The sequence below is a fragment of the Streptomyces sp. NPDC015220 genome (assembly GCF_043079345.1).
In the GTDB taxonomy this organism is placed as follows: Bacteria; Actinomycetota; Actinomycetes; order Streptomycetales; family Streptomycetaceae; genus Streptomyces.
In genome coordinates, this window is the sequence record NZ_JBIBUK010000012.1 from 131,252 (window position 1) to 151,197 (window position 19,946).

14 protein-coding genes and 1 pseudogene are annotated in these 19,946 nt (G+C 70.0%); 10 read left to right on the forward strand and 5 right to left on the reverse strand.

The genetic code is table 11. The features are described 5' to 3' along the window. The first annotated feature begins 1 nt into the window (after position 1). From ACF061_RS23520 to ACF061_RS23530, 3 genes are all read left to right on the forward strand, one after another. Positions 2-2,962: a DEAD/DEAH box helicase gene (locus tag ACF061_RS23520; protein WP_392268908.1), complete on the forward strand. Its 2,961-nt coding sequence runs from the start codon at positions 2-4 to the stop codon at positions 2,960-2,962. Beyond that, a complete protein-coding gene (locus ACF061_RS23525) occupies positions 2,962-7,074 on the forward strand; it encodes an Eco57I restriction-modification methylase domain-containing protein (protein WP_392268909.1) in 4,113 nt (1,370 codons plus the stop codon). Before ACF061_RS23520 ends, ACF061_RS23525 begins: the two co-directional genes overlap by 1 nt. A 75-nt stretch (positions 7,075-7,149) precedes the next feature. Then, the gene (locus ACF061_RS23530; protein ID WP_392268910.1) at positions 7,150-7,707 is read left to right on the forward strand and encodes a hypothetical protein; all 558 of its coding nucleotides are present in this window, start codon (positions 7,150-7,152) and stop codon (positions 7,705-7,707) included. Positions 7,708-7,752: 45 nt separating this feature from the next. Here ACF061_RS23530 and ACF061_RS23535 read toward each other — a convergent pair whose 3' ends face one another. Continuing rightward, positions 7,753-7,944 (reverse strand): DUF397 domain-containing protein, encoded by a 192-nt coding sequence (locus ACF061_RS23535; RefSeq protein ID WP_392268911.1) that lies wholly within the window; start codon positions 7,942-7,944, stop codon positions 7,753-7,755. Next, positions 7,941-8,828 (reverse strand): Scr1 family TA system antitoxin-like transcriptional regulator, encoded by an 888-nt coding sequence (locus tag ACF061_RS23540; protein ID WP_392268912.1) that lies wholly within the window; start codon positions 8,826-8,828, stop codon positions 7,941-7,943. Before ACF061_RS23540 ends, ACF061_RS23535 begins: the two co-directional genes overlap by 4 nt. Before the next feature lie 300 nt (positions 8,829-9,128). On the opposite strand from ACF061_RS23540, the gene ACF061_RS23545 reads away from it, so the two are divergent. From ACF061_RS23545 to ACF061_RS23555, 3 genes are all read left to right on the forward strand, one after another. Beyond that, positions 9,129-9,353 (forward strand): DUF397 domain-containing protein, encoded by a 225-nt coding sequence (locus ACF061_RS23545; RefSeq protein ID WP_392268913.1) that lies wholly within the window; start codon positions 9,129-9,131, stop codon positions 9,351-9,353. 77 nt (positions 9,354-9,430) lie between these two features. Next, entirely contained in the window at positions 9,431-9,898 is a 468-nt protein-coding gene (locus tag ACF061_RS23550) for a hypothetical protein (RefSeq protein ID WP_392268914.1), read from the forward strand. Between the two features lie 101 nt (positions 9,899-9,999). Beyond that, a complete protein-coding gene (locus ACF061_RS23555; protein ID WP_392268915.1) occupies positions 10,000-10,446 on the forward strand; it encodes an ATP-binding protein in 447 nt (148 codons plus the stop codon). Between the two features lie 85 nt (positions 10,447-10,531). On the opposite strand, the gene ACF061_RS23560 is transcribed toward ACF061_RS23555, so the two are convergent. Both ACF061_RS23560 and ACF061_RS23565 read right to left on the reverse strand, forming a co-directional pair. Beyond that, a complete protein-coding gene (locus ACF061_RS23560; RefSeq protein ID WP_392268916.1) occupies positions 10,532-11,629 on the reverse strand; it encodes a hypothetical protein in 1,098 nt (365 codons plus the stop codon). Between the two features lie 162 nt (positions 11,630-11,791). Then, a complete protein-coding gene (locus tag ACF061_RS23565) occupies positions 11,792-13,114 on the reverse strand; it encodes a hypothetical protein (RefSeq protein WP_392268917.1) in 1,323 nt (440 codons plus the stop codon). Positions 13,115-13,524: 410 nt separating this feature from the next. Between ACF061_RS23565 and ACF061_RS23570 the strand changes: the two genes are divergently transcribed. From ACF061_RS23570 to ACF061_RS23585, 4 genes and pseudogenes are all read left to right on the forward strand, one after another. Then, complete coding sequence (locus tag ACF061_RS23570) at positions 13,525-14,331, forward strand: hypothetical protein (RefSeq protein WP_392268918.1); 807 nt, start codon at positions 13,525-13,527, stop codon at positions 14,329-14,331. 513 nt (positions 14,332-14,844) lie between these two features. Next, positions 14,845-16,656 carry an McrB family protein gene (locus ACF061_RS23575; RefSeq protein WP_392268919.1) on the forward strand — a complete coding sequence of 604 codons (1,812 nt, stop codon included), beginning with the start codon at positions 14,845-14,847 and terminating at the stop codon, positions 16,654-16,656. Beyond that, positions 16,653-17,906, forward strand: a complete 1,254-nt coding sequence (locus ACF061_RS23580) for an McrC family protein (RefSeq protein ID WP_392268920.1) — start codon at positions 16,653-16,655, stop codon at positions 17,904-17,906. The genes ACF061_RS23575 and ACF061_RS23580 overlap by 4 nt, the downstream gene beginning before the upstream one ends. 106 nt (positions 17,907-18,012) lie before the next feature. Further along, positions 18,013-18,222: pseudogene (locus ACF061_RS23585) on the forward strand (hypothetical protein); the annotation flags it as partial. A 15-nt stretch (positions 18,223-18,237) separates the two neighbouring features. Here ACF061_RS23585 and ACF061_RS23590 read toward each other — a convergent pair. After that, positions 18,238-19,893, reverse strand: coding sequence for an N-6 DNA methylase (locus tag ACF061_RS23590; protein ID WP_392268921.1), 1,656 nt, complete (start codon positions 19,891-19,893; stop codon positions 18,238-18,240). Between the last annotated feature and the right edge of the window lie 53 nt (positions 19,894-19,946).

Here is a 19,946-nt window from a genome sequence, read left to right on the forward strand (position 1 = left end):
CATGAGCCTCACGTACACAACCGGTTCGCTGGTCGCCGCCCGCGGCCGGGAATGGGTGGTGCTGCCCGAGAGCGCCGCCGACATGCTGGTGCTGCGCCCGCTGGGCGGCGGCGAGGACGACATCGCGGCCGTCTTCCCCGCCTTCGAGGAGGTGCGCCCCGCCGAGTTCGCGGCGCCGAGCCCGGCCGACCTCGGCGACCAGCGCGCCGCCGGCCTGCTGCGCACGGCGCTGCGCATCGGCTTCCGGTCCGGGGCGGGCCCGTTCCGCTCGCTGGCGTCGATCGCCGTGGAACCCCGCGCCTACCAGCTCGTGCCGCTGCTCATGGCGCTGCGGCAGCGCACCGTACGGCTGCTGATATCCGACGACGTCGGCATCGGCAAGACGGTCGAGGCGGGCCTGATAGCCAAGGAGCTGCTGGCGCAGGGCGAGGCGACCCGGCTGGCCGTGCTGTGTTCCCCTGCGCTGGCCGAGCAGTGGCAGGGCGAGCTGCGGGAGAAGTTCGGCATTGACGCCGAACTGGTCCTGGCGTCCACGGTGTCGCGGCTGGAGCGCGGCCTGGAGCTGGGCCAGTCCCTGTTCGACAAGCACCCGTTCACGATCATCTCCACCGACTTCATCAAGTCGACCCGGCACCGCGAGGACTTCCTGCGGCACTGCCCCGGCCTGGTGATCGTGGACGAGGCCCACACCTGCGTGGCCGCCGACGACCCCGCGCAGGGCGGCGGGTCGTCCGCGACCAGCCAGCTCCGCTACGAGCTGCTGCGCAAGGTCGCCGCCGACGCCGACCGGCACCTGCTGCTGCTGACCGCGACCCCGCACTCCGGCAAGGAGTCCGCGTTCCGCAACCTGCTCGGTCTGGTGCGGCCCGAACTGGCCACGGTGGACCTGGAGTCGGCGGCGGGCCGGGCGAAGCTGGCCGAGCACTTCGTGGCCCGCAAGCGCGCGGACGTGCGCGACTACCTCACCAAGGAGGACGGTCTCGCCGACGACTCCCTGGCCGAGCGGACCGCGTTCCCGTCCGACCGCTGGACCAAGGACGAGCCGTACAAGCTGACCCCCGCCTACCGGGCACTGCTCGACGACGCCATCGCCTACGCCCGCGACCGGGTCGAGCGGGCCGGCGAGCAGGGCAGGCGGGAGGCCCGGATCGCCTGGTGGTCGGTGATCGCCCTGCTCCGCTCGATGGTGTCCTCCCCGGCCGCCGCCGCGCAGACCCTGAAGACCCGCTCGGAGTCCGCCGCCGCCCGCACCGCGCACGAGGCGGACCTGCTGGGCGCCCCGGTGGCCGCCGACTCCGCCGACAACGACCGGCTGGAGGGCATGGACGTCGCCCCGGGCGCCGCCGAGACCGAGGAAGCGGGCGCCCGGCTCCTCGAACTCGCCCAGCGGGCCGATCAGTTGGTCGGTCCGGCCGGGGACGCGAAGCTGAAGGCGCTCACCGGGCACCTGAAGAAGCTGCTCGCCGAGGGCTACCACCCGATCGTCTTCTGCCGCTACATCCCCACCGCCGACTACCTCGCCGAGCAGCTCGACGGCAAGCTGGGCAGGAAGACGAAGATCGCCGCCGTGACCGGCACGCTCTCCCCGCAGCAGCGGCTGGAGCGCATCGAGCAGCTCGCCGCCGAGGCGGCCGAGGAGGGCGGCGACCCGGCCGTGCGCCGGGTGCTGATCGCCACCGACTGCCTCTCCGAGGGCGTCAACCTCCAGCACCACTTCGACGCCGTCGTCCACTACGACCTCGCCTGGAACCCGACCCGCCACGACCAGCGCGAGGGCCGCGTCGACCGCTACGGCCAAAAGCGCGACCAGGTCCGGGTCATCACCATGTACGGCGAGGACAACGGTATCGACGGCAAGGTCCTGGAGGTGCTGTTCAAGAAGCACCGGCAGATCAAGAAGGACCTGGGCATCTCCGTCTCCGTCCCCGACGAGACGGCCTCCGGCGTCACCGACGCCGTGGTGGAGTGGCTGCTGCTGCACGGACGGCAGGGAAGCCAGGAGAGCCTGTTCGAGATGGACGGCCACCAGGAGTCCTTCGACCGCATCGAGCGCGAGTGGACCTCGGCCGCGGACCGGGAGAAGACCTCCCGGTCCAAGTACGCCCAGCGTGCCATCCACCCGGAGGAGGTGGCCCGCGAGGTCGCCGCCGTACGGGCCGCGCTCGGCGGCGCGGAGGAGGTCCGCGGCTTCGCCCTGGAGGCGCTGCGCGACCTGGACGCCCTGGTCCGCACCGCGCCGTCCTCCGGGCGCGACGGCTCGGGCGACTTCACCGCCCAGGTCGGCGGCACCCCGGCCGGCCTGCGCGACGCCCTCGCCGCCACCCTCGGCAACCGGCTGGTGGAGGAGGACCGCGAGATCCCGTTCCGCACCACCCCGGCGATCGGCCGCGGCGAGGCCGCCCTGGTCCGCACCGACCCGGCGATCGGCGCCCTCGCCTCCTACGTCCTGGACTCCGCGCTGGACGTCAACGCGCTCGGCCCCCGCCCGGCCCGCCGCTGCGGTGTGGTCACCACGGACGCGGTCTCCATCCGTACCACGCTCCTGCTGGTCCGCTACCGCTTCCACCTCACCCTGCCGTCCCGCACCGGCGAGCGGCAGCTCGTCGCCGAGGACGCCCGCCTGCTCGCCTACCAGGGCGTGCCGGCCCGCGCCCGGTGGCTGGACGACGACGCGGCCACCGCCCTCCTCGCGGCCCGCGCCACCGCCAACACCCACGAGCTGGCCGCCCGCAACGCCATCTCCCGCGACCTGGACGGCCTGCCGGACCTGGCCGCGCACCTCACCGAGTACGGCACCCGCCTGGCCGCCGAACTCGACGCCTCGCACCGCAGGGTGCGCAGGGCCAACGAGGAGATCGTCCGCGGCCTGAAGGTCGTCCCGCAGGAGCCCGCCGACGTCCTCGGCGTGTACGTCTACCTGCCGCAGCAGCCCGTTTCCCTCTCCTCCGGAGCCGAAGCCTGATGTCCGCCGCCACCCGCACCGCCCTGGCCTTCACCGCCGTCACCACGGTCGGCGGGCTGCTCCCCGCCGACATGCTGCTGCGCATAGCCGAGGCACGGAACCTGCCCGGCACCAGGTCGGCCGACTACGGCCTGCCCGCCTCGGTGCCCGTGCGCGACGAGGCCGAGCGTGCCTGGGAGTACCTCAAGCCGCTCTGGCGCGACCTGCGCGCCGCCCTGCCCTCCGACCCGGCCACCGGCGCCCCCGCCGCCGACCCCACCGGCCGGGCCGGCGCCGACTGGCTCGCCCAGCTCTTCCGCAAGCTGGACTTCGGCGCGCTGACCGAGGTCGGCGCGGCGGGCATACCCGCCGACTCCGACCCGGAGAAGCGCTTCCCCGTCTCCCACCGCCACGGCCCGGCCCTGGTCCATCTCATACCCTGGAACCAGGAGCTGGACAAGCGCCCGGCCCCCGGCCAGGTCCCCGCGCAGTCCATGCTCCAGGACTGCCTCAACCGCACCGAGGCCCACCTCTGGGCGGTCCTCACCAACGGCCGCCACCTGCGCCTGCTGCGCGACTCGTCGTCCTTCGCGACCGCCGCCTACGTCGACTTCGACCTCGAAGCCGTCTTCGACGGCGAGCTGTTCAGCGAGTTCGTGCTGCTGTACTGCGTGCTGCACGCCTCCCGGTTCGAGGTGCCGGAGGGGACGGCGGCCTCGGGGTGCTGGCTGGAGAAGTGGCGTGCGGAGGCCGTCACTTCGGGGGCGCGGGCCCTGGACCAGCTCCGGCTGGGAGTGCAGAACGCGCTGACCGTGCTCGGGACCGGGTTCCTGCGGCACCCGGAGAACGTCCGGCTGCGGGAGGACGTCGACCCCAAGGCGCTCCGGGACGCCCTGCTGCGGCTCGTCTACCGGCTGCTGTTCGTCTTCGTCGCCGAGGACCGGGACGCCCTGCTCGACCCGAACGCCGGTGAGCGGCAGCGGAAGGCGTACGAGCGGTACTTCTCCTCGGCCCGGCTGCGCGAGCGCGCCCGACGTCGGCAGGGCACGGCCCACGGTGACCAGTACGAGGCGCTGCGCATGGTCCTCGACGCCCTCGGCACGGAGGGCGGCCGTCCCGAGCTGGGCCTGCCCGGTCTGGGCGGCCTGTTCTCCCCCACGGAGGCCGACGCGCCGCTGGACGGCCTGAAGCTGTCCAACGAGTCCCTGCTCGCCGCCGTCCGTCACCTCGCCCAGGTCCGCGACCCGGGCGCCCGCCGCTGGCGTCCCGTCGACTACCGCCACCTGGACGCCGAGGAGCTGGGCTCGGTCTACGAGTCGCTGCTTGAGCTGGAGCCCAAGCACTCCGCGACGGACCGCTCCTTCGAGCTGATCGAGGTCGCGGGCAACAGTCGCAAGACGACGGGCAGTTACTACACCCCGTCCTCGCTCATCGAGTGCCTGCTCGACACGACGCTGGACCCGGTGATCGACGACGCGGTCAAGCGGGGGGAGCAGCGCGGCACGGCGGCGGGCCACCCCGACCCGACCGACGACATCCTGGCGGAACTGCTCTCGCTGACCGTCTGCGACCCGGCGTGCGGCTCCGGCCATTTCCTCGTCGCCTCCGCCCGTCGCATCGCCAAGCGCGTGGCGTCGGTGCGCGAACGCAACCCGGAGCCGACGGTCGACGCCGTGCGCCACGCCCTGCACGAGGTCGTCGCGCGCTGCATATACGGCGTGGACCTCAACCCGATGGCCGTGGAACTGGCGAAGGTCTCGCTGTGGCTGGAGGCGCTGGAGCCGGGCAAGCCGCTCGGCTTCCTCGACGCCCACGTCAAGCGCGGCAACGGACTGATCGGCGCGACGCCGAAGCTCCTGGCGGACGGTGTCCCGGACGACGCCTTCAAGCCGATCGAGGGCGACGACAGGAAGTACGCGGCCGGCCTGGTCAAGCGGAACAAGGCCCAGCGGGCCGGCCAGGACGAGCTGCTGTTCGACACGGACACGCTGCCGGGCAACGAGCGGTACGCCGGCGAGTTGGCCCGGATCACCGCGGCGCCGGCCGACTCCCTGGAACAGGTGCGGGCGCAGGAGTCCGCGTATCGGGCCTACGTCGAGTCTGCGACGTACGTTCAGGACCTGCACGCGGCCGATGCGTGGTGCGCCGCGTTCGTCTGGCCGAAGCGGGAGGGGGCGCCGGAAGCGCCGACCGACCAGGCGTTCCGCGCGCTGCGCAGCCGGAACCAGTCGGCGGTGCCGGATGCCACGCACGCCGAGATCCTGCGGCTGCGGGACCAGTACCGGTTCTTCCACTGGCACCTGGAGTTCCCGGAGGTGTTCGCCGTCCCGGAGTCGGGTGCCGGTGTGCAGCCGGGGACGGGGTGGGCCGGCGGGTTCGACGCGGTGGTGGGGAATCCGCCGTGGGACAGCGTCAACTTCCCCGAAACGGAGTTCTTCGCGGTACTCGCACCAGATATTGCAGAAGTCAACAATACGGCAGCCAGAAAGAAAAAGATTCAGGCGCTCCGTGACAGCCCGGACACGATTCGACTCTACAACGCATACACGGACGCAAAACGTCGAGTATACGGCGAGAGTCACTTCTTGCGCGTTTCCAACCGACACCCACTGACCGGCCAGGGAAATCTGAACGTCTACTCCTTGTTCGCCGAAAACGACCGAACATTGACCTCCCCTCGCGGTCGCACAGGGGTAATCGTTCCAACCGGAATTGCGACGGACGCTAGAACTCAATATTTTTTCAAGGACCTTGTCGCGTCAAAGTCGCTGGCAGTGCTCTTTGATTTCGAGAATCGCAATAGCCTGTTCCCGGCTATCGATTCTCGCATGAAATTCTGCATCCTTTCAATGACCGGATGCAACATTGACCAGCCCGCCGCTCATTTCGGTTTCTTTCTTCACGATCCAGCCGAGCTGGCCGACCCCGGAAGGATCTTCTCGCTAGCAGCCAATGAGATCAACCTTCTTAATCCAAACACCGGAACATGCCCCGTTTTCCGCTCCCGACGCGATGCCGAAATAACTCTCGGCATCTATGAGCGAGTGCCCGTCCTACTAGACGAGTCGAGGGGGCCAGCCGGTAACCCGTGGGGGATCTCATTCTTGCGCATGTTCGACATGTCGCATGAATCCCACCTCTTTCGGCCCGACATCCAGAATGGCGAGAGCTTCGATAGCCTACTCAGAGATGGCTGGCGCCTCGATGGCAACGCCCTGATTCGCGGAGACGAGCGCCTTCTCCCGCTATACGAAGCGAAGATGGCGGAGTTTTACAACCACCGCGTAGCCGATGTGATCAAGAGCGAGACGGCAACTAAACGGCAAAACCAACCGAGTTATCTGACAGAGCGAGACCTCAATAATCCGGACCGCCTACCTCTGCCATTGAACTGGGTTCCCGAAAGCGACGTGACCATTACTGGCCGCCTATATAAAGGCGTGGCCAGGAGACTGTCGGATCAAGGTTGGGACAGGAAGTGGCTCCTTGGTTGGCGCGACATCACTTCGGCCACCAACGAGAGAACAGCAATCGTTGGCCCTATTCCATACGCTGGCGTCGGCAATAGCCTACCCGTGTCGATCTTGGGGAACAGCCAAGCCAAATACGCACCAGCACTTTGCGCGGCGGCATCGGCGATGGTGTTCGACTTCATCGCACGTTTCAAGGTGGGCGGAACTCACCTTAACTTCTTCATAACATACCAGCTCCCCGTGCCGAGCCCGAAGCAGATGGAACCTCATCTCAGCTTCGTTACGCGCCGAGTCCTCGAACTCACCTACACTGCTCGCGACATGAGTCCCTTCGCCCGCGACCTTGGTGACACAGACGCTCCCTTCCACTGGGACGAGAATCGCCGATCTGCGATCCGCGCTGAACTCGACGCTTTCTTCTTCCATCTCTACGGGATCAATCGCGATGATGTGTCATACATCCTCGACACCTTCCCGATCGTCCAGCGAAAGGACGAGGAAAAGTACGGCGAGTACCGCACCAAGAACCTGATCCTCGCCGAGTACGACCGCATGGCCGCCGCCGGCCTGACCCTGGAGACACCGCTCACCGAGGGGGAGACCGGCACCTACCGCTCCACCCTCATCCCGCCCCCCGGTCAGGGTCCCCGACACGACTGACCTGCCCCCTGGGGTGGCCCCATCCGGTGGCCACCCCAGGGCATGCCCTACCGCTCCACCAAGGAACCAACGCACGTGGTACGTAAAAGCCAGACCAGCAACCCTCGCTCGACTGTCGTCCTGACCTCGGGTACTGACTGGCATGGCCGCGTCGCCAGTCAGCGGCGTTCGAGTGGCGGTGACTTCCCTCTGCCAAAGGGGCAGGCAGGGAAGCTTCAGGCTCTGCAACGCGCGATCAAAGCGCTACAGATGGCCAGCGCCACCAAGCACCGGACCGAAGCCCGTTACCTCTTGAGCCGCGCTCGGGCGCTCATGGAAGCCCTTCCGGCTTCACAAACCGTGCAGGAGCACAAACAGCTCGCCGAGCTGCGGAAGAAGTTCGGAACAGGCAGCACGGCAGTACCCAAGAGCGACAAGAAGCCCAAGCCGAACCCAGTCCTGAAGTCCAAGGTCGCTCCGAAGCCCAAGCCGCAACCCGTTTCTAAGCCTGACTCAGCCCCGAAGCCCAAGCCGAAGTCCCGCCGCCGAAGGGCGAAGCGCAACCCCTTCGACAGCTTCAGCAAGCGTTACATAGACCGCGTGGCCTTGGGCTACGCCCCCGCGAGCGAGACCAAGGACTCCCGAACGCGATAAGGGCGTGCCGCCCGCCACCCGGCGGACGGCACGCCCCCAAGTCACTCACCGCTCCGACGCGAACCGCACGAACTGTCCCCAGCGCTCACGGCTCACCGCGAAGGCCGGGCGGGTCACGTCCTTGGAGTCCCTTACGTGGACGGCCTGTTCGGCGATCGCGACCTCCACGCAACTGTCGCCCTCGCTGCCGCTGTAGCTGGACTTGAACCAGGCGAGTTCCGTCGTACCGCTGCTCATAGCTCTCCTCGCAGTCGCTCCAGCAAGGCCCGGGATTCGGTGGGGCTCAGGGCCTGCGAGCGCAGTGTTTCATAGCGCTGGCAGAGCACACTCACCTCTTTCGGGTCGGAGATCAACCGCCCGTTCTTCTGGCCCTCGGAGTAGCCGAGTCGTCGCCCCTCCGGTGTCTCCAGGACCTGCACGGGACCGTCGAGACAGGCATGCAGCCCGGTCTCCAGCGGAACCACCTGAAGCGTCACGTTGCGCGGGGTACTGCGCTCCAGCACGTGGTCCACCAGCTCACGCATCACCCCCGCATCCCCGAACCGCCGCCGGAACACGTGCTCCTCGACGATGAAACTGAACGGCACCCGCGGCCGCTCCCGCATCATCGCTTGCCGTTCCATTCGCGCCCTGAGCTGTTCCTCCAGCTCCCCATCGGTCCGCAGCGGAATGGTGCCCTCGAACACCGCCCGCGCATACGCCTCCGACTGCAACAACCCCGGCACCAACCGGCACTCGTACGTGCACAGACTCACCGCCTCCCGCTCCAGGCGAGCCCACCGCCGGAACCAGGCCGCCAACCCCACCTCGCCCCGCGTGAGATGACGGGCCGCCTTCCGCAGCGCACCGGTGTTGCCGGTGGCCTCCTCCGCGCGTTCCACGAACGCCTGGTCCGGCATGCGGCGGCCCAACTCCACCGATTCCACCGTGTGTTTGGAGTACTGCACCCGGGCGGCGAGCTCGGCGCGGCTGAGTCCGGCGTGTTCGCGTAAGGCCTGGACGACCGCGCCGAACGTCCGCAGGCTGTCCGACGGATGGGGCTCCCGCTCCCACTCCCCCGCCGGAACCACCCGTGCGCCGACGTCACCGGTCGCCTCCCCCTGGACTCCTACGTTCTCCATCCGCCGCCCCTTTCTTGCGTACCGCACCACGACGGCTCCGTACACCGCCTCGTGCTCGCCGCCCAGCGTGGCGGAGAACGGAACGTACCGTCCACTCTTCGTGTCCGTACGCTGACTCAGCGTACGGGGCGCGGTACTCGTCCCCGCCCTCCTCCGGCCGCCACTCTGGCGCCATGGAGAGCGGGGAAGGCCCCGTCCGGTCCCACCCGCGGCCGCCGCCTCTCCCCGGACTCCCGCCCGGCACGGGCGGCGGCGGCCGGTCACGGCCGTGAACCAGATGAGCAGGAAGAAGGTGCAGTGATGCAGGACGGAACCCACCTGTACGCGCTCGACATCAGCGGGGCCTCGTTCGTGAAGGCGTGCGGCGGCCCCTGCACCGAGGGGTGCGTGACGCTGGCCCGGATCGGCGAGGACGCCTGGGCCCTGGGCGACAGCAAGCGGCCGGACGCACAGCCGCTGCGGTTCACCACCGAGGAGCTGGACGCGGCCGGAATCGACCCGGCGCGTTTCGGCCTCGACGCCTGACCCTCTCCCCTCCCTCCCGTCGGCCGGGCCGGGACCGCCCCGCGCCCGGCCGACGCCTCTCGAAACGGGAACGGCTCGTGCACCACCACGCCTATCTGTGGACAGGCCCGAAGCAACGCTTCGACGACGAGGCCCTGCGGCGGCCCCCGCACCCCAATCCGCCCCCGGCCGGAAGCAGACCGGAACTGATCCAGCGCTACCGCGAGGTGGCCGCCGAGTTCACCACGTCGGACCTCCCGCCCCTGGAGACGGCGTACTGGCTCGTCAAGCCCCGCTCACTGGTCCGGGGCAGCTGGGACGAGGCGAAGGAGGCCGCGGCCTGGCTCGGTGAGCGGCTGGCCGAGTACGCGCCCCGGTTCGCGTCGGAGGTCGACCGGGACACCGCCCGCCTGGCCCGCCTGGTGGACGCCGCCGCCGAGCGGCTGCACGCGGGCGCCGACGTGTCGTACGGCCACTACCTCGAACGCCCCTCGTACCTCTCCCTGGCCGTGGTGACATGCTCCCCGAACCGCGCGAAGCCCGAACTGGCCTGCCCGTGCGCGTAGAGCACCCGGCGCGCACCGGCTCCTGCCCGCCTCCGTACGCACACCCCGCGTACGGGGCTGCGCTCTCGCCCACACCCGCGCCCGGCCGCCACTCTGGCGTCATGAACCACGCGACACCCCAAGTCGGCGCCCCGGTCGGCACCTTCACGCAACTGCTGTCGTCCACGCGGCGCGGCGCCCGTCTCGCCCGGCTGCTCGCCGTGACCGAACTGCGGTCCTGGGGCGCCCCACAGGACCTGACGGAGCGTGCCGAACTCGTCGTCGCGGAGCTGGCCGCCAACGCCGTCCTCCACGGCCACGTGCCCGGCCGCTGCTTCCGGCTGTCCCTCCTCCTCGACCCGGCCGCCGGCCGCCTCCGCGTCGAGGTCAGCGACGCCCGCGGGGACCTCCACCCGTGGCCCGCCCCGGCGGACACCGAACCCGGCGCGCTCCGGACCGGCGGCCGCGGCCTGACCCTCGTCACCGCCCTCGCCGACCACTGGGACTGCGTTCCCTACCCACCCAGCGGCAAGACCGTCCGCGCGGACCTGCACGACACCAGTCCCTGACCGCTTCGACGGCCCACAGCGCCGACTCTCCCCCGGCCGCGGCACAGTAGGGCGTCGACCACACCAAGCCGCCCGCCCCTCGGGGTCAGTACAGGTTGTCGAAGTCGCTGAACGGTTGTCTGGGCCTTCCGCTGACCTCACGGAACTCGTCCGGGTCGTAGTGGAGCCGGAAGGTGTGGGTGTGACCATCGTCGACCCAGTAGAGAGTGATGGCGGAGAGCAGGTCACGCGCAGTCCAACGGGTGCGGGAACGGATCCCCTCTTCCTGGTCGAGAATCCAGTCCTCGACGTGCTCCGGGAGGCTGAAGGTCAGCCTGTAGGCGCGTCCTTCGCGGGGTTCGAGGGACCAGAGGGGATGCCCTGCTTTCCGGTCGCTCCTACGCACGCGCACCGCGTGAGTGGGACGTTCCCGCGCGTATCTGAAGAAGTGCTGGAGATCGTCGGAGACGAGCCCGAGGACGAAGGGAGCCGCCGGGAAGGCGAGGACGAGCCCGAGCGACAGACACCGCAGGTCAGCCACCAGCGTGTCCAGCGGACGAGTCACCGAGGGGGAGCTGGGCACAGGGTCCTCGTGCATGCCCAGCAGGTGGCGGCGTACGTAGTTGCGGATCTCGTACACGGTGGGCCGCTGACTCGGAGGCATCTGCCTGGTCGCGTCGTAGACCGACTTGGCGGCGGCCTTCACCAGCCCGCACAGGGGCTTGAAGTCAGGCAGAGACAGATCGATGAGCGAGATCTGATGCGCCAGCGCGTACTCCTGCGCGTCCCGCGTGAACCCTGACGTCGAGAAGATCGCGTAACTGTAGTGGTAGCGCGTCCTCGGGCGCCGAGGGCCCGCACCATCGCTCAGTGTGGTGACGACGCCTTCGTTCAGATCGTGCACGACACCGTGGCCGTTGCGCAGGACAGCCAGTCCGACCCGGTAGCTGGTGAACTTGGCCTCGGCGAACAGCCGGACCGGGAGCGAGAAGGGAGGGACGTACGGGAACTCTCCCAGAGTGTCCGCTTGGTGCCACGCCCCCCGCCCCCGGACCACCAGCCCGTGCTTGCGCTTCTCCAACACCTTCCACGGGGGCCTGGCCGTGTCGTCAGCCTCCGTCAGCAGACGGTATCCACTGGACCTCAGCAGCCAGGCGAGCACCTCTTCGAGCAGATACCCCTGCAGCATTTTCAACCCCACCATGGGGTGACCTTAAGCGCCACGCTCCTGACCGTGCATCAGAAACTGAGAAGGCGCTCACCAGCGCACGACCGGGGCACGACGCGGCGCCCGTCGGGCAGGCCTTCCCTTCCCAGGCCTACGCGATCGCGCCGAGGCCGCGCCCTCACCCTTCTCCCCGCGGCGCTACGCCTGAGCGGACAGCGCCGGGAACACCACCACCGAGCCGTCCCGGTCACGGGCGATCTCGATCGCCACGTCCGTCGGGCGGCCGTTGAGTGCGACGCCGTCGCCCAGGCGGCGGATCTGGTACGCCGCGCGCAGGAGCCGGTCGACCTCACCGGTCGTGAAGACGGGGCGCTTGCCGCTCGGGCGCGCCAGCTCCAGCGTCGACAGGCGCACCAGCACACCGGCGATGCCCGACTCCAGCTCGTTGAGACGCCGCTCGTCGCCCTTGAGGGCACGGGCGAAGTTCTCGAACAGATTGTCCGGCTCGCTCTGGGCTCGCTCGACTGCCTGGAGGACGTTGACGCGCCGTTTCAACGCCATGGCCAGCTCCGCCAGTTCGACATGGGTGCGGAACGTACCGCCCTGCTCGTCCACGCCAGGGAAGGACTCGGTCAGCGTGCCGATCTCGACGGGCTCGCCGGCGGGCAGCTTGTCGAGCGCGCTCCGCCAACGGGCCAGACGGATGTCGGCCTTGCTCAGTGCCGTGTCGATGGTGTGCACTGCCGAATCGAGTCCCAGCGAGACACCGAGCTTGCCCTGGTCGAGCAGGATGGCCGTGGCCTTGTCGATGGCGGGACGGCAGCCGTTGAGTGCGCTGTGCTCGTCGTCGAGCTTGTCGGCCTGAAGCTGCTCCAGCAGGTCCGTGATGTGCGCGATGGCCTGCTGCCGCTTGCGGTCGGCGTGCGCGCTGACCCCGACGGCCACCGCCATGAGCACGAGCGGAGCAGCCACGGTGAGCACCGTGCCACCCGCGGCCGCGGCACCGGCGGTCGCACCCGCGCCACCGACCGTGCCCGCCGCCGCCGCTCCGCTGACCGGCACAATCGTCGCTTTGGCGGCGATCTGACCCGTCGTCGTATGCACGAGGTCACCGTAGAACTCGCCCGTCGACCCCTTCGGCACCATCCAGCGGACCAGCCCCTGCCCGAACTCGGCGGCGACCTTCGCCGGGACCACCACACGGCACAGCATCTCGCCGGAGGCCGTCGCCTTGGCGGCCGTGGCGGAAGCTTTCGCCGACTCGGTGATGAGCTGCGACAGGTGCTGCGCCAGGGGGCTGGCGGCATCGAGCGGGATACCACGGCCGCGGTCGAGCTTGTCGGGCAGCGGATGCGCCTCGAGCGTGGCGATCGGCTGGTCGGCCAACGCGGCCAGCACTCCCCTGAGTTCATTCAGCCGCTCAGCCGTCATCGGCCCGTCCCCGAACACCGCCGGTACCTGGACATCACGTGTGGCCAACGTCCAGACCGGAACGTTCGTCGCCTTGCGATAGTCGATCATCGTCCCCCCAACTCATCCCCACGTCAGTCCAGGGCTGACGTCCCAGCAGAACGGTATAGCCGAATCACGGCACCGTGTGTCACTCGATCCACGTCGGCCACCTCCCGGCACAGCGGGTCGGTGCAGGCGACGCGAGCACAGCGACCGGTGCCCACTCAGTGGCTGGAACCGTGAAAGTCGAACAACTCTCAGCATACGCTCTGTTGACGGTGCCAACGCACTCTTCTACGGTTCTAGCGTTGCTTGACCATGCGGGGGGCCAGTCACGGGAAACGGCCTTCTCGTCCGGATCGCGGACGAGCCGCACGGCGTGTCACTGGTTGGGGGATGGTTCGATGCGAAACCGGGTACGTCTCAGCGGCGGCTCGAGCTGGCAGACGGACTTCCGTCGCAGGACCACGGGTCGCCCCGTGCGCACCGCCATGGACGTCGCTCGTCTCCACCGGAACCTCAACCACATCCTCTTGGACCTTCAGCGTGCCGTGGAGAGATACGCGGTGGCCGAGGCGACCGGCCTGTACTCGCTGGCCTGGTCCCAGGTGGCCGAGGCGCCGCCCAGCGAGACCAGGAATCAGCGGGAGGAACTTCAGGCGTTCAAGAAAGTACTCAACTCCGCGTCCTGGCTGGAGGAGGGGCGTCGGCGTGCGGCGACGGCGGATGTCCGGCAGGAGTCCCCGACCCGGCAGCGCTCCACGATGCGTCCGGGTACCCGCCCGGCCGAGAAACGCGCGAGCGGTCACGTGCCGCGCCGCGAGGCGAAGCCCGTCAAGGACACCGGGGCGAACCGTCCGCCCTCGCACATGGCCGGTTCCGGTTCTCGGACACCGGCTCGTCGTGACGAGCCGCCCCTGCTGGGGACCGGTCAGCTGTCGGAGATCGCCACCGAGCTCCGCCCGCTGCTGGAGCAGACCGCCCGTATGGGCGCGACCACCACCTGGTCCCGTATCGGCATGCGCCTCCCCGCACTGCCGCGGCTCCACCGTGACGACCAGAGCGTCATCCTGTGGCTGGTGGACGAGGAGCGCCAAAAGGGAGAGCCTCTTCTCTGCGCTCTCGTCACGGTCGGCGACCGGCAGATGCACCCCCGTTTCCCGGTCATCGCGGAACAGCTCGGCCTGGCGTGCTCGGACACCACCGCCCAGCAACAGATGGCATGGAGTTACGAGGTGCTGAAAGCCCACCAGTACTGGCGGCATCGGCGCCCGGGGCTCGGCTGAGAGATCCGGTTGCTCGTGGGGCACCCGACCGTGTGCGAGGAAACGGCCGGATCGACGCGCGGCGAGGTACCGAAAACCCGACCGGCGCACCGTCGTCGCGGAGCCGGCCGCCAACGCCGCCCTGCAAGGCCGCTGCTTCTGGCTCACACGTGTCAGTCCAACAGCCGCTCGGCGCGCTCCGGGACGTCGCGGATGTGCCGGCCGCCGGCGACCGCACCTGCTCCACGTCGGCGAAGGTGAGGCCGGTCGCGTAGGCCACGTTGTCGACGGTCCTGGGGCGGCCCTCGTCCAAGAGCTTGCGCTCGGCCTTGGCGAGTCGAGGACTCTGCCGACTGCCTCGAAGAACTCCTTGCGGATCAACACGGAGCAGGGACCGGGTGGTCGGCTCGGCCCGACGATCCCGTCACCGAGTGCGGTGTCCAGCCGTTTACTCGTTCGAGCGAGGTCGATTGACGGCGTCAACAAGTAAGGTGAGCGCGTTCACGCTGGCGCGCTCCTCCCGGAAGGTCGTCCATGCCACAGCTCGACCGGCTCCCCGGCACCCCCGAGTTCCGCATCAAGCTGCCCAAGGACGGTGGCGAGGCCCGCGGGCACCTGCTCACCGAGTTCGGCGGCAACGGCACGCACAGGTTCCTGTTGCTGGAGGGCTCGTCAGTGGTCGCCGAGGCGTGGCCGGGGCTCGGCGACCACGCGCGCCGGAGGCGCGCCGAACTGCGCGCGGACGGCGGCTTCGCCGACGCACCCGCCGGCCCTGCCCGGCCCGAGGCACAGCCGTACTGGGTGACGACCCGGGACATCGCGTGCAACTCCTCCTCGGCCGCCGCCGCGCTGGTGTACGGCTATGACGCCTCCGGCCCGGAGTCCTGGCGCACCGCCGAGGGCCATCCGCTCGCCGACTACCTGTCCACGAGCTGGCGCCCCCCGCGCAAAGCATGGCTGGTGCGTGGCTCCAACGTCTCCGGGCACAACCTGGTGCGGCAGTTGTGGCTGGAGGAGAGGTTCGTCTCGCTCGCGGGCGCGCATCTGCCGCCGCTGGAGGAGACCGAGCCCACCAAGAGCGCGCTGCGCCGCTTCGTCGAGGAGGGGTACGAGAGGGCGGCCTCGTACAACCAGAAGCAGGGCCTCGTCGACGAGTTGCACGCCTTCCTGACCCAGATGCGCGTCGGGGACACGGTGGCCACCTTCGACGACGACCGGCTGTACCTCGGACGGATCACCGGGGACGCCGTGCAGAACGCGTCGCCGGGCGGGCTGTCCAATCTGCGCCGGGCCGTCACCTGGCGGGCGGACAGCCACCCGTACGAGGAGCTGCCGGGGGAAGTGCAGCAGAAACTGTCCGTGCAGCACGATGTCGTGGACCTGACCGGTGTGCTCGACGCGCTGGACGGACTTCTCGGGCAGGTGGAGGGAACGGCCCCGGAGGAGGCCGGGGACACCGCCGAGCGGTCGGCGCAGCGCGAGCTGACGCTGCCGGACGTCAGCTCCGAACTCGCCGCCGACCTCCTGGCCCATGACCTCGCCTGGTTGCAGGAGATACGCGAACTCCTCATTGACGAGAGGCAGTTGGTGCTCTACGGCCCGCCGGGCACCGGCAAGACGTATCTGGCGATGAAGCTGGCCGAGTACTTCGGCGGCGGCCCGGAGCAGGTCAAGATCGTGCAGTTCCACCCTTCGTACGCCTACGAGGACTTCTTCGAGGGGTTCCGGCCCGTGGAGGATCCCGAGACGCGGGAGGTGGCGTTCCGGCTGACGGCGGGCCCGCTGCGGGAACTCGCCGATCTCGCCTCCCGCGAGGGCAACCGGCACGTCCCGCACTTCCTGATCATCGACGAGATCAACCGCGCCAACCTGGCCAAGGTGTTCGGCGAACTGTACTTCCTCCTGGAGTACCGGGACCGGTCCGTCCGTCTCACCTACTCCGGGGACGACTTCTGGCTGCCGCGCAACCTCTTCGTGATCGGCACCATGAACACCGCCGACCGGTCGATCGCCCTGGTGGACGCGGCGATGCGGCGCCGATTCGCGTTCGTGGAGCTGTCCCCGCGCACCGAGCCGACCGCCGGGCTCCTCGCGCGCTGGCTGAAGCGCGAGGGCAGGGACCCGGAGCCGGCCCGGCTCCTGGACGCGCTCAACGCCCGCATCGACGACGCCGACTTCGCCATCGGCCCGTCGTACCTGATGAAGCCGGGCGTGTACCGCGACGGCGGACTGGAACGGACCTGGCGCACCAAGATCCTCCCGCTGCTGGAGGAACACCACTACGGCGAGGGCGTCGACGTCGCCGCCCGGTACGGCCTGGACTCCCTGCGCGAGCAGCTCCCGTGACCGTGCCCGAAGTGACACTGCGCGAGTACGGGCCCGCCGTCTCCATACCGCTGGGCGCCGAGGAGGGGCGGGCCCTGGCCGCCTCCGGCGTCCTGCGGAGCGCCACCCCCGACCCCGACCGCGCCGGGCACTGGCTGCTGCGGGCGGGCAGCCGCGTCGGCGCCCTGCGCACACCCGGTGGCCCGGTCGTGCGGATCATGCCCAAGACGCCCGTGAGTCGGTTGTTCTTCCTCCTCGGGTTCAGTCTCGACCCGGCCCGCGCCTGGCGCGACAGCCGCGAGGGCACCGTCGACACCGGCGCGTACGACGATGTCGTGCCCGCACTGGCGCACGCGGTGGAACGTCGGATGGACGCGGCGCTGCGGCGCGGTGTCCTCCAGGGCTACCGGGAGGTGGAGGAGTCCGCGCTCATCGTGCGCGGGCGGCTGCGCGAGGCCGAGCAGATCCGCCGGCACTTCGGCCGGACGCCGCCGGCCGAGATCACCTACGACGCGTACACCGCCGACACCGCGGAGAACCGCCTCCTGCGCGCCGCCGCCGAGCGGTTGCTGCGGCTGCCGGGCGTTCCCGGACCCGTCCGGCGCCGCCTCGCCCACCAGCGCGTGCGTCTCGCCGACGCGGCGCCGCTGACACGCGGGCAGGAACTGCCGCGCTGGCAGCCCTCACGCCTGAACTCCCGCTACCAGCCGGCGCTACGGCTGGCCGAGGCCGTCCTGCGCGGAACCTCGCCCGAGCACCGGCCACCCGGTTCGGACCCGCTCGCCGTGGACGGGTTTCTGCTCGACATGAACCAGTTGTTCGAGGACTTCGTCACGGTGGCCCTGCGGGAGGCCCTCCGGGAGCGCGGCCTGACCGCGCGCCTCCAGGATCCCCACCACCTCGACACCGCGGGTCTCATACGCATCCGCCCGGACCTGGTCGTACGCACTGCCGACGGCCGCACTCCGGTGGCCGTCGCGGACGCCAAGTACAAGGTCGAGAAGGCCGACGGCCTCCACAACGCCGACCTGTACCAGGCCCTCGCCTACGCCACCGTCCTCGGCCTGCGCGAGGCGCACCTGGTGTACGCGGCCGGGCGGCGGCCCGAACGCTTCCACGAGGTGCACGGAACGGCCGCGGGACCGGACGGACCCAGCACGCGGCTGTACCAGCACAGCCTCGACCTGTCCCGCGAACCGGGACAGCTCCTGTCGGCCGTCCGGCACATCGCCGGGCGGCTGACAGGAGACCGCCCGCATCCAAGACCATGAAATCACGGTCAGGCAGAGAGGAAGCGACCGCATGCCCCGGCTCGCCTTCGCCCAGAGCTTCTGGGACGGCTACGACACCTTCGAAAGCCGGTCCGGACCGGGGTGGTTCCGCGCGGTGTCCGTCCTCGGCGTCGGCGAGGGCGCGGTCCCGTTCGCACGTGAGATCACCCCGCGCGAGGCGGACCCGTTGCAGTACGACGCCGATCTGCTCCGGGAACGCTGCCTGCTCTTCGTCGCCTGCACGCGCGCTCGCGAAGCGCTGAGCGTGACGTGGAGCGGGACTCCGAGCCCCTTTCTGCCGACGGAAGCGGCCTGACCGGCCGCCCAGCCTTCACTCCCGCGGCGCCAGGGCCCCGGTGGCGAGGCCGTCCCGGGCGATCTCGGCAAGCCGTCGGCTCAGCTCGTCGGCCTTGCGCATGCCCTCCTCGAACGCGGAGAGGGCCCGGAAGACGGAGCCGTACCGGCGCTGGTCGTCGATGCCCATGCGAGGGATGCGTGAACCCCTGCCGTCGAGGCGGTAGGTCCCGCTGGCGCTGGTGGACCGGCGGGCGTTGACGGAGCTGCGCAGGAATCCCCGCAGATAGTCGGTGTCGAGCTGCTCACTGGCCGAGACCGGCTCCGGACCCTCGTACGCGACGAGTCCGGCGCGGGCGAGATCCGCGACGCTGGTGGTGGCGGCGTCCAGTGAGCCCGGTCCACCGCCGGCCACGAGCTCGGGCAGGAGTGCGGCGAGCCGGCGGATCTGGCCCTCGAGTTCCTCGCGCAGGGCGGCGTACTCCCCGGGATAGTCGCGGTGCCGGGACCGCAGATGACTGCCGGGGGTCAGATCGACGGTGTCGTCAAGAAGTTCGATCAGGGGTACGTCGGCGACCTGGTCCGGGCGCGGCTCCAAGCTTCCGTCGGGGCTGTTGCCGGTCAGGTCGACCATCCGCACGGTGTGATCGGTGTCCGTGCCCGTCGTGTTCTCCGGGCGCCGCAGACACCAGAGGTGCACGGGCAGGGCGTGAGAGGTCGCGGTCCCCGGCGGCAGGGCGACCACCTGGCGCAGGATGCCCCGGCGGACGAGTTCCGAGCGGATGCGGCGGCCCGCCTTGCGGTAGGCCGCCGAGGCCGGCATGACCATGACGACCTGACCGCCGGGCTCCGTGTGCGCGTAGGCATGCTGGAGCCACGCGAGCTCCCCCTCGGCCTTGGACGGAACGCCGAGCTCCCAGCGTGAGTCCAGCAGGAGTTCCTCCCGTCCCCACTCGGTCACGCCTGCCGGTGGGTCACAGACGACGAGGTCGGCCTTGAGGTCCGTCCATGCGTCCGCCCGCAGTGAATCGCCTGTCACGACGTGCACCTGTGACCGGCCGAGCAGGTCGGCGCGGAGCTGAGCGAAACGGGCACTGTCGACATCCGCCTCCTGACCGCGGCAACGCGTCCCCGTTTCGGAGGCGACGGACAGCAGCAGCACCCCGATTCCGCAGGCGGGATCGAAGACCGTGGCGCCGGCGGGCAACTCGGGAGCGAAGTGACACACGGCGCGCACCACGCGCTCGGGGGTCACCTGGTCCGATCCCGCACGCCGAGCGGAGTCGATGAACCGTTCCGTCAGCCCGTTCACGAGGTCGACGGGCTCTCCGGCGCGAGCGAGTTCCCGGAGCCGGGGGGCGATGTCGTCCGGCAGTCCTGGCCCGGGTTCGCCGGCCAGCACCGCGGCCACCGCCGCCAGGCCGGCGATCATCTGCTCGCCGTACGCGGCCCGCATGCCCTGCCACAACTCGACCTCGGGTGACAGCTCCCGGCCCTTGCGCTGCTTGTCCAGCCACTGCTGGACCTCGGCGAGCGCATAGAGCGGGCCGTTCCCGGCACCTGCCGCGGGCGCGGGGAAGTCGTCGTAGCGCCGACGCCAATTGGACACAGCCGCCCGAGTGACTCCGGCCAGCCGAGCGATCTCGGAACCAGTGACAAGAGGGCCGACCGGGGAAGCCACGTTGTCCGTCATTCTCCCAGCGTACACGGGCCACTATTCACTGCTGGGGGTTAATGCGTTGACGA

Bases quoted from the DNA above. Each gene is read 5' to 3' on its own strand.
- ACF061_RS23590 (WP_392268921.1), bottom strand. From the start codon at position 19,893: ATGACGGACAACGTGGCTTCCCCGGTCGGCCCTCTTGTCACTGGTTCC.
- ACF061_RS23520 (WP_392268908.1), top strand. From the start codon at position 2: ATGAGCCTCACGTACACAACCGGTTCGCTGGTCGCCGCCCGCGGCCGG.
- ACF061_RS23560 (WP_392268916.1), bottom strand. From the start codon at position 11,629: ATGGTGGGGTTGAAAATGCTGCAGGGGTATCTGCTCGAAGAGGTGCTC.
- ACF061_RS23540 (WP_392268912.1), bottom strand. From the start codon at position 8,828: ATGGAGAACGTAGGAGTCCAGGGGGAGGCGACCGGTGACGTCGGCGCA.
- ACF061_RS23565 (WP_392268917.1), bottom strand. From the start codon at position 13,114: ATGATCGACTATCGCAAGGCGACGAACGTTCCGGTCTGGACGTTGGCC.
- ACF061_RS23545 (WP_392268913.1), top strand. From the start codon at position 9,129: ATGCAGGACGGAACCCACCTGTACGCGCTCGACATCAGCGGGGCCTCG.
- ACF061_RS23525 (WP_392268909.1), top strand. From the start codon at position 2,962: ATGTCCGCCGCCACCCGCACCGCCCTGGCCTTCACCGCCGTCACCACG.
- ACF061_RS23535 (WP_392268911.1), bottom strand. From the start codon at position 7,944: ATGAGCAGCGGTACGACGGAACTCGCCTGGTTCAAGTCCAGCTACAGC.
- ACF061_RS23575 (WP_392268919.1), top strand. From the start codon at position 14,845: ATGCCACAGCTCGACCGGCTCCCCGGCACCCCCGAGTTCCGCATCAAG.
- ACF061_RS23555 (WP_392268915.1), top strand. From the start codon at position 10,000: ATGAACCACGCGACACCCCAAGTCGGCGCCCCGGTCGGCACCTTCACG.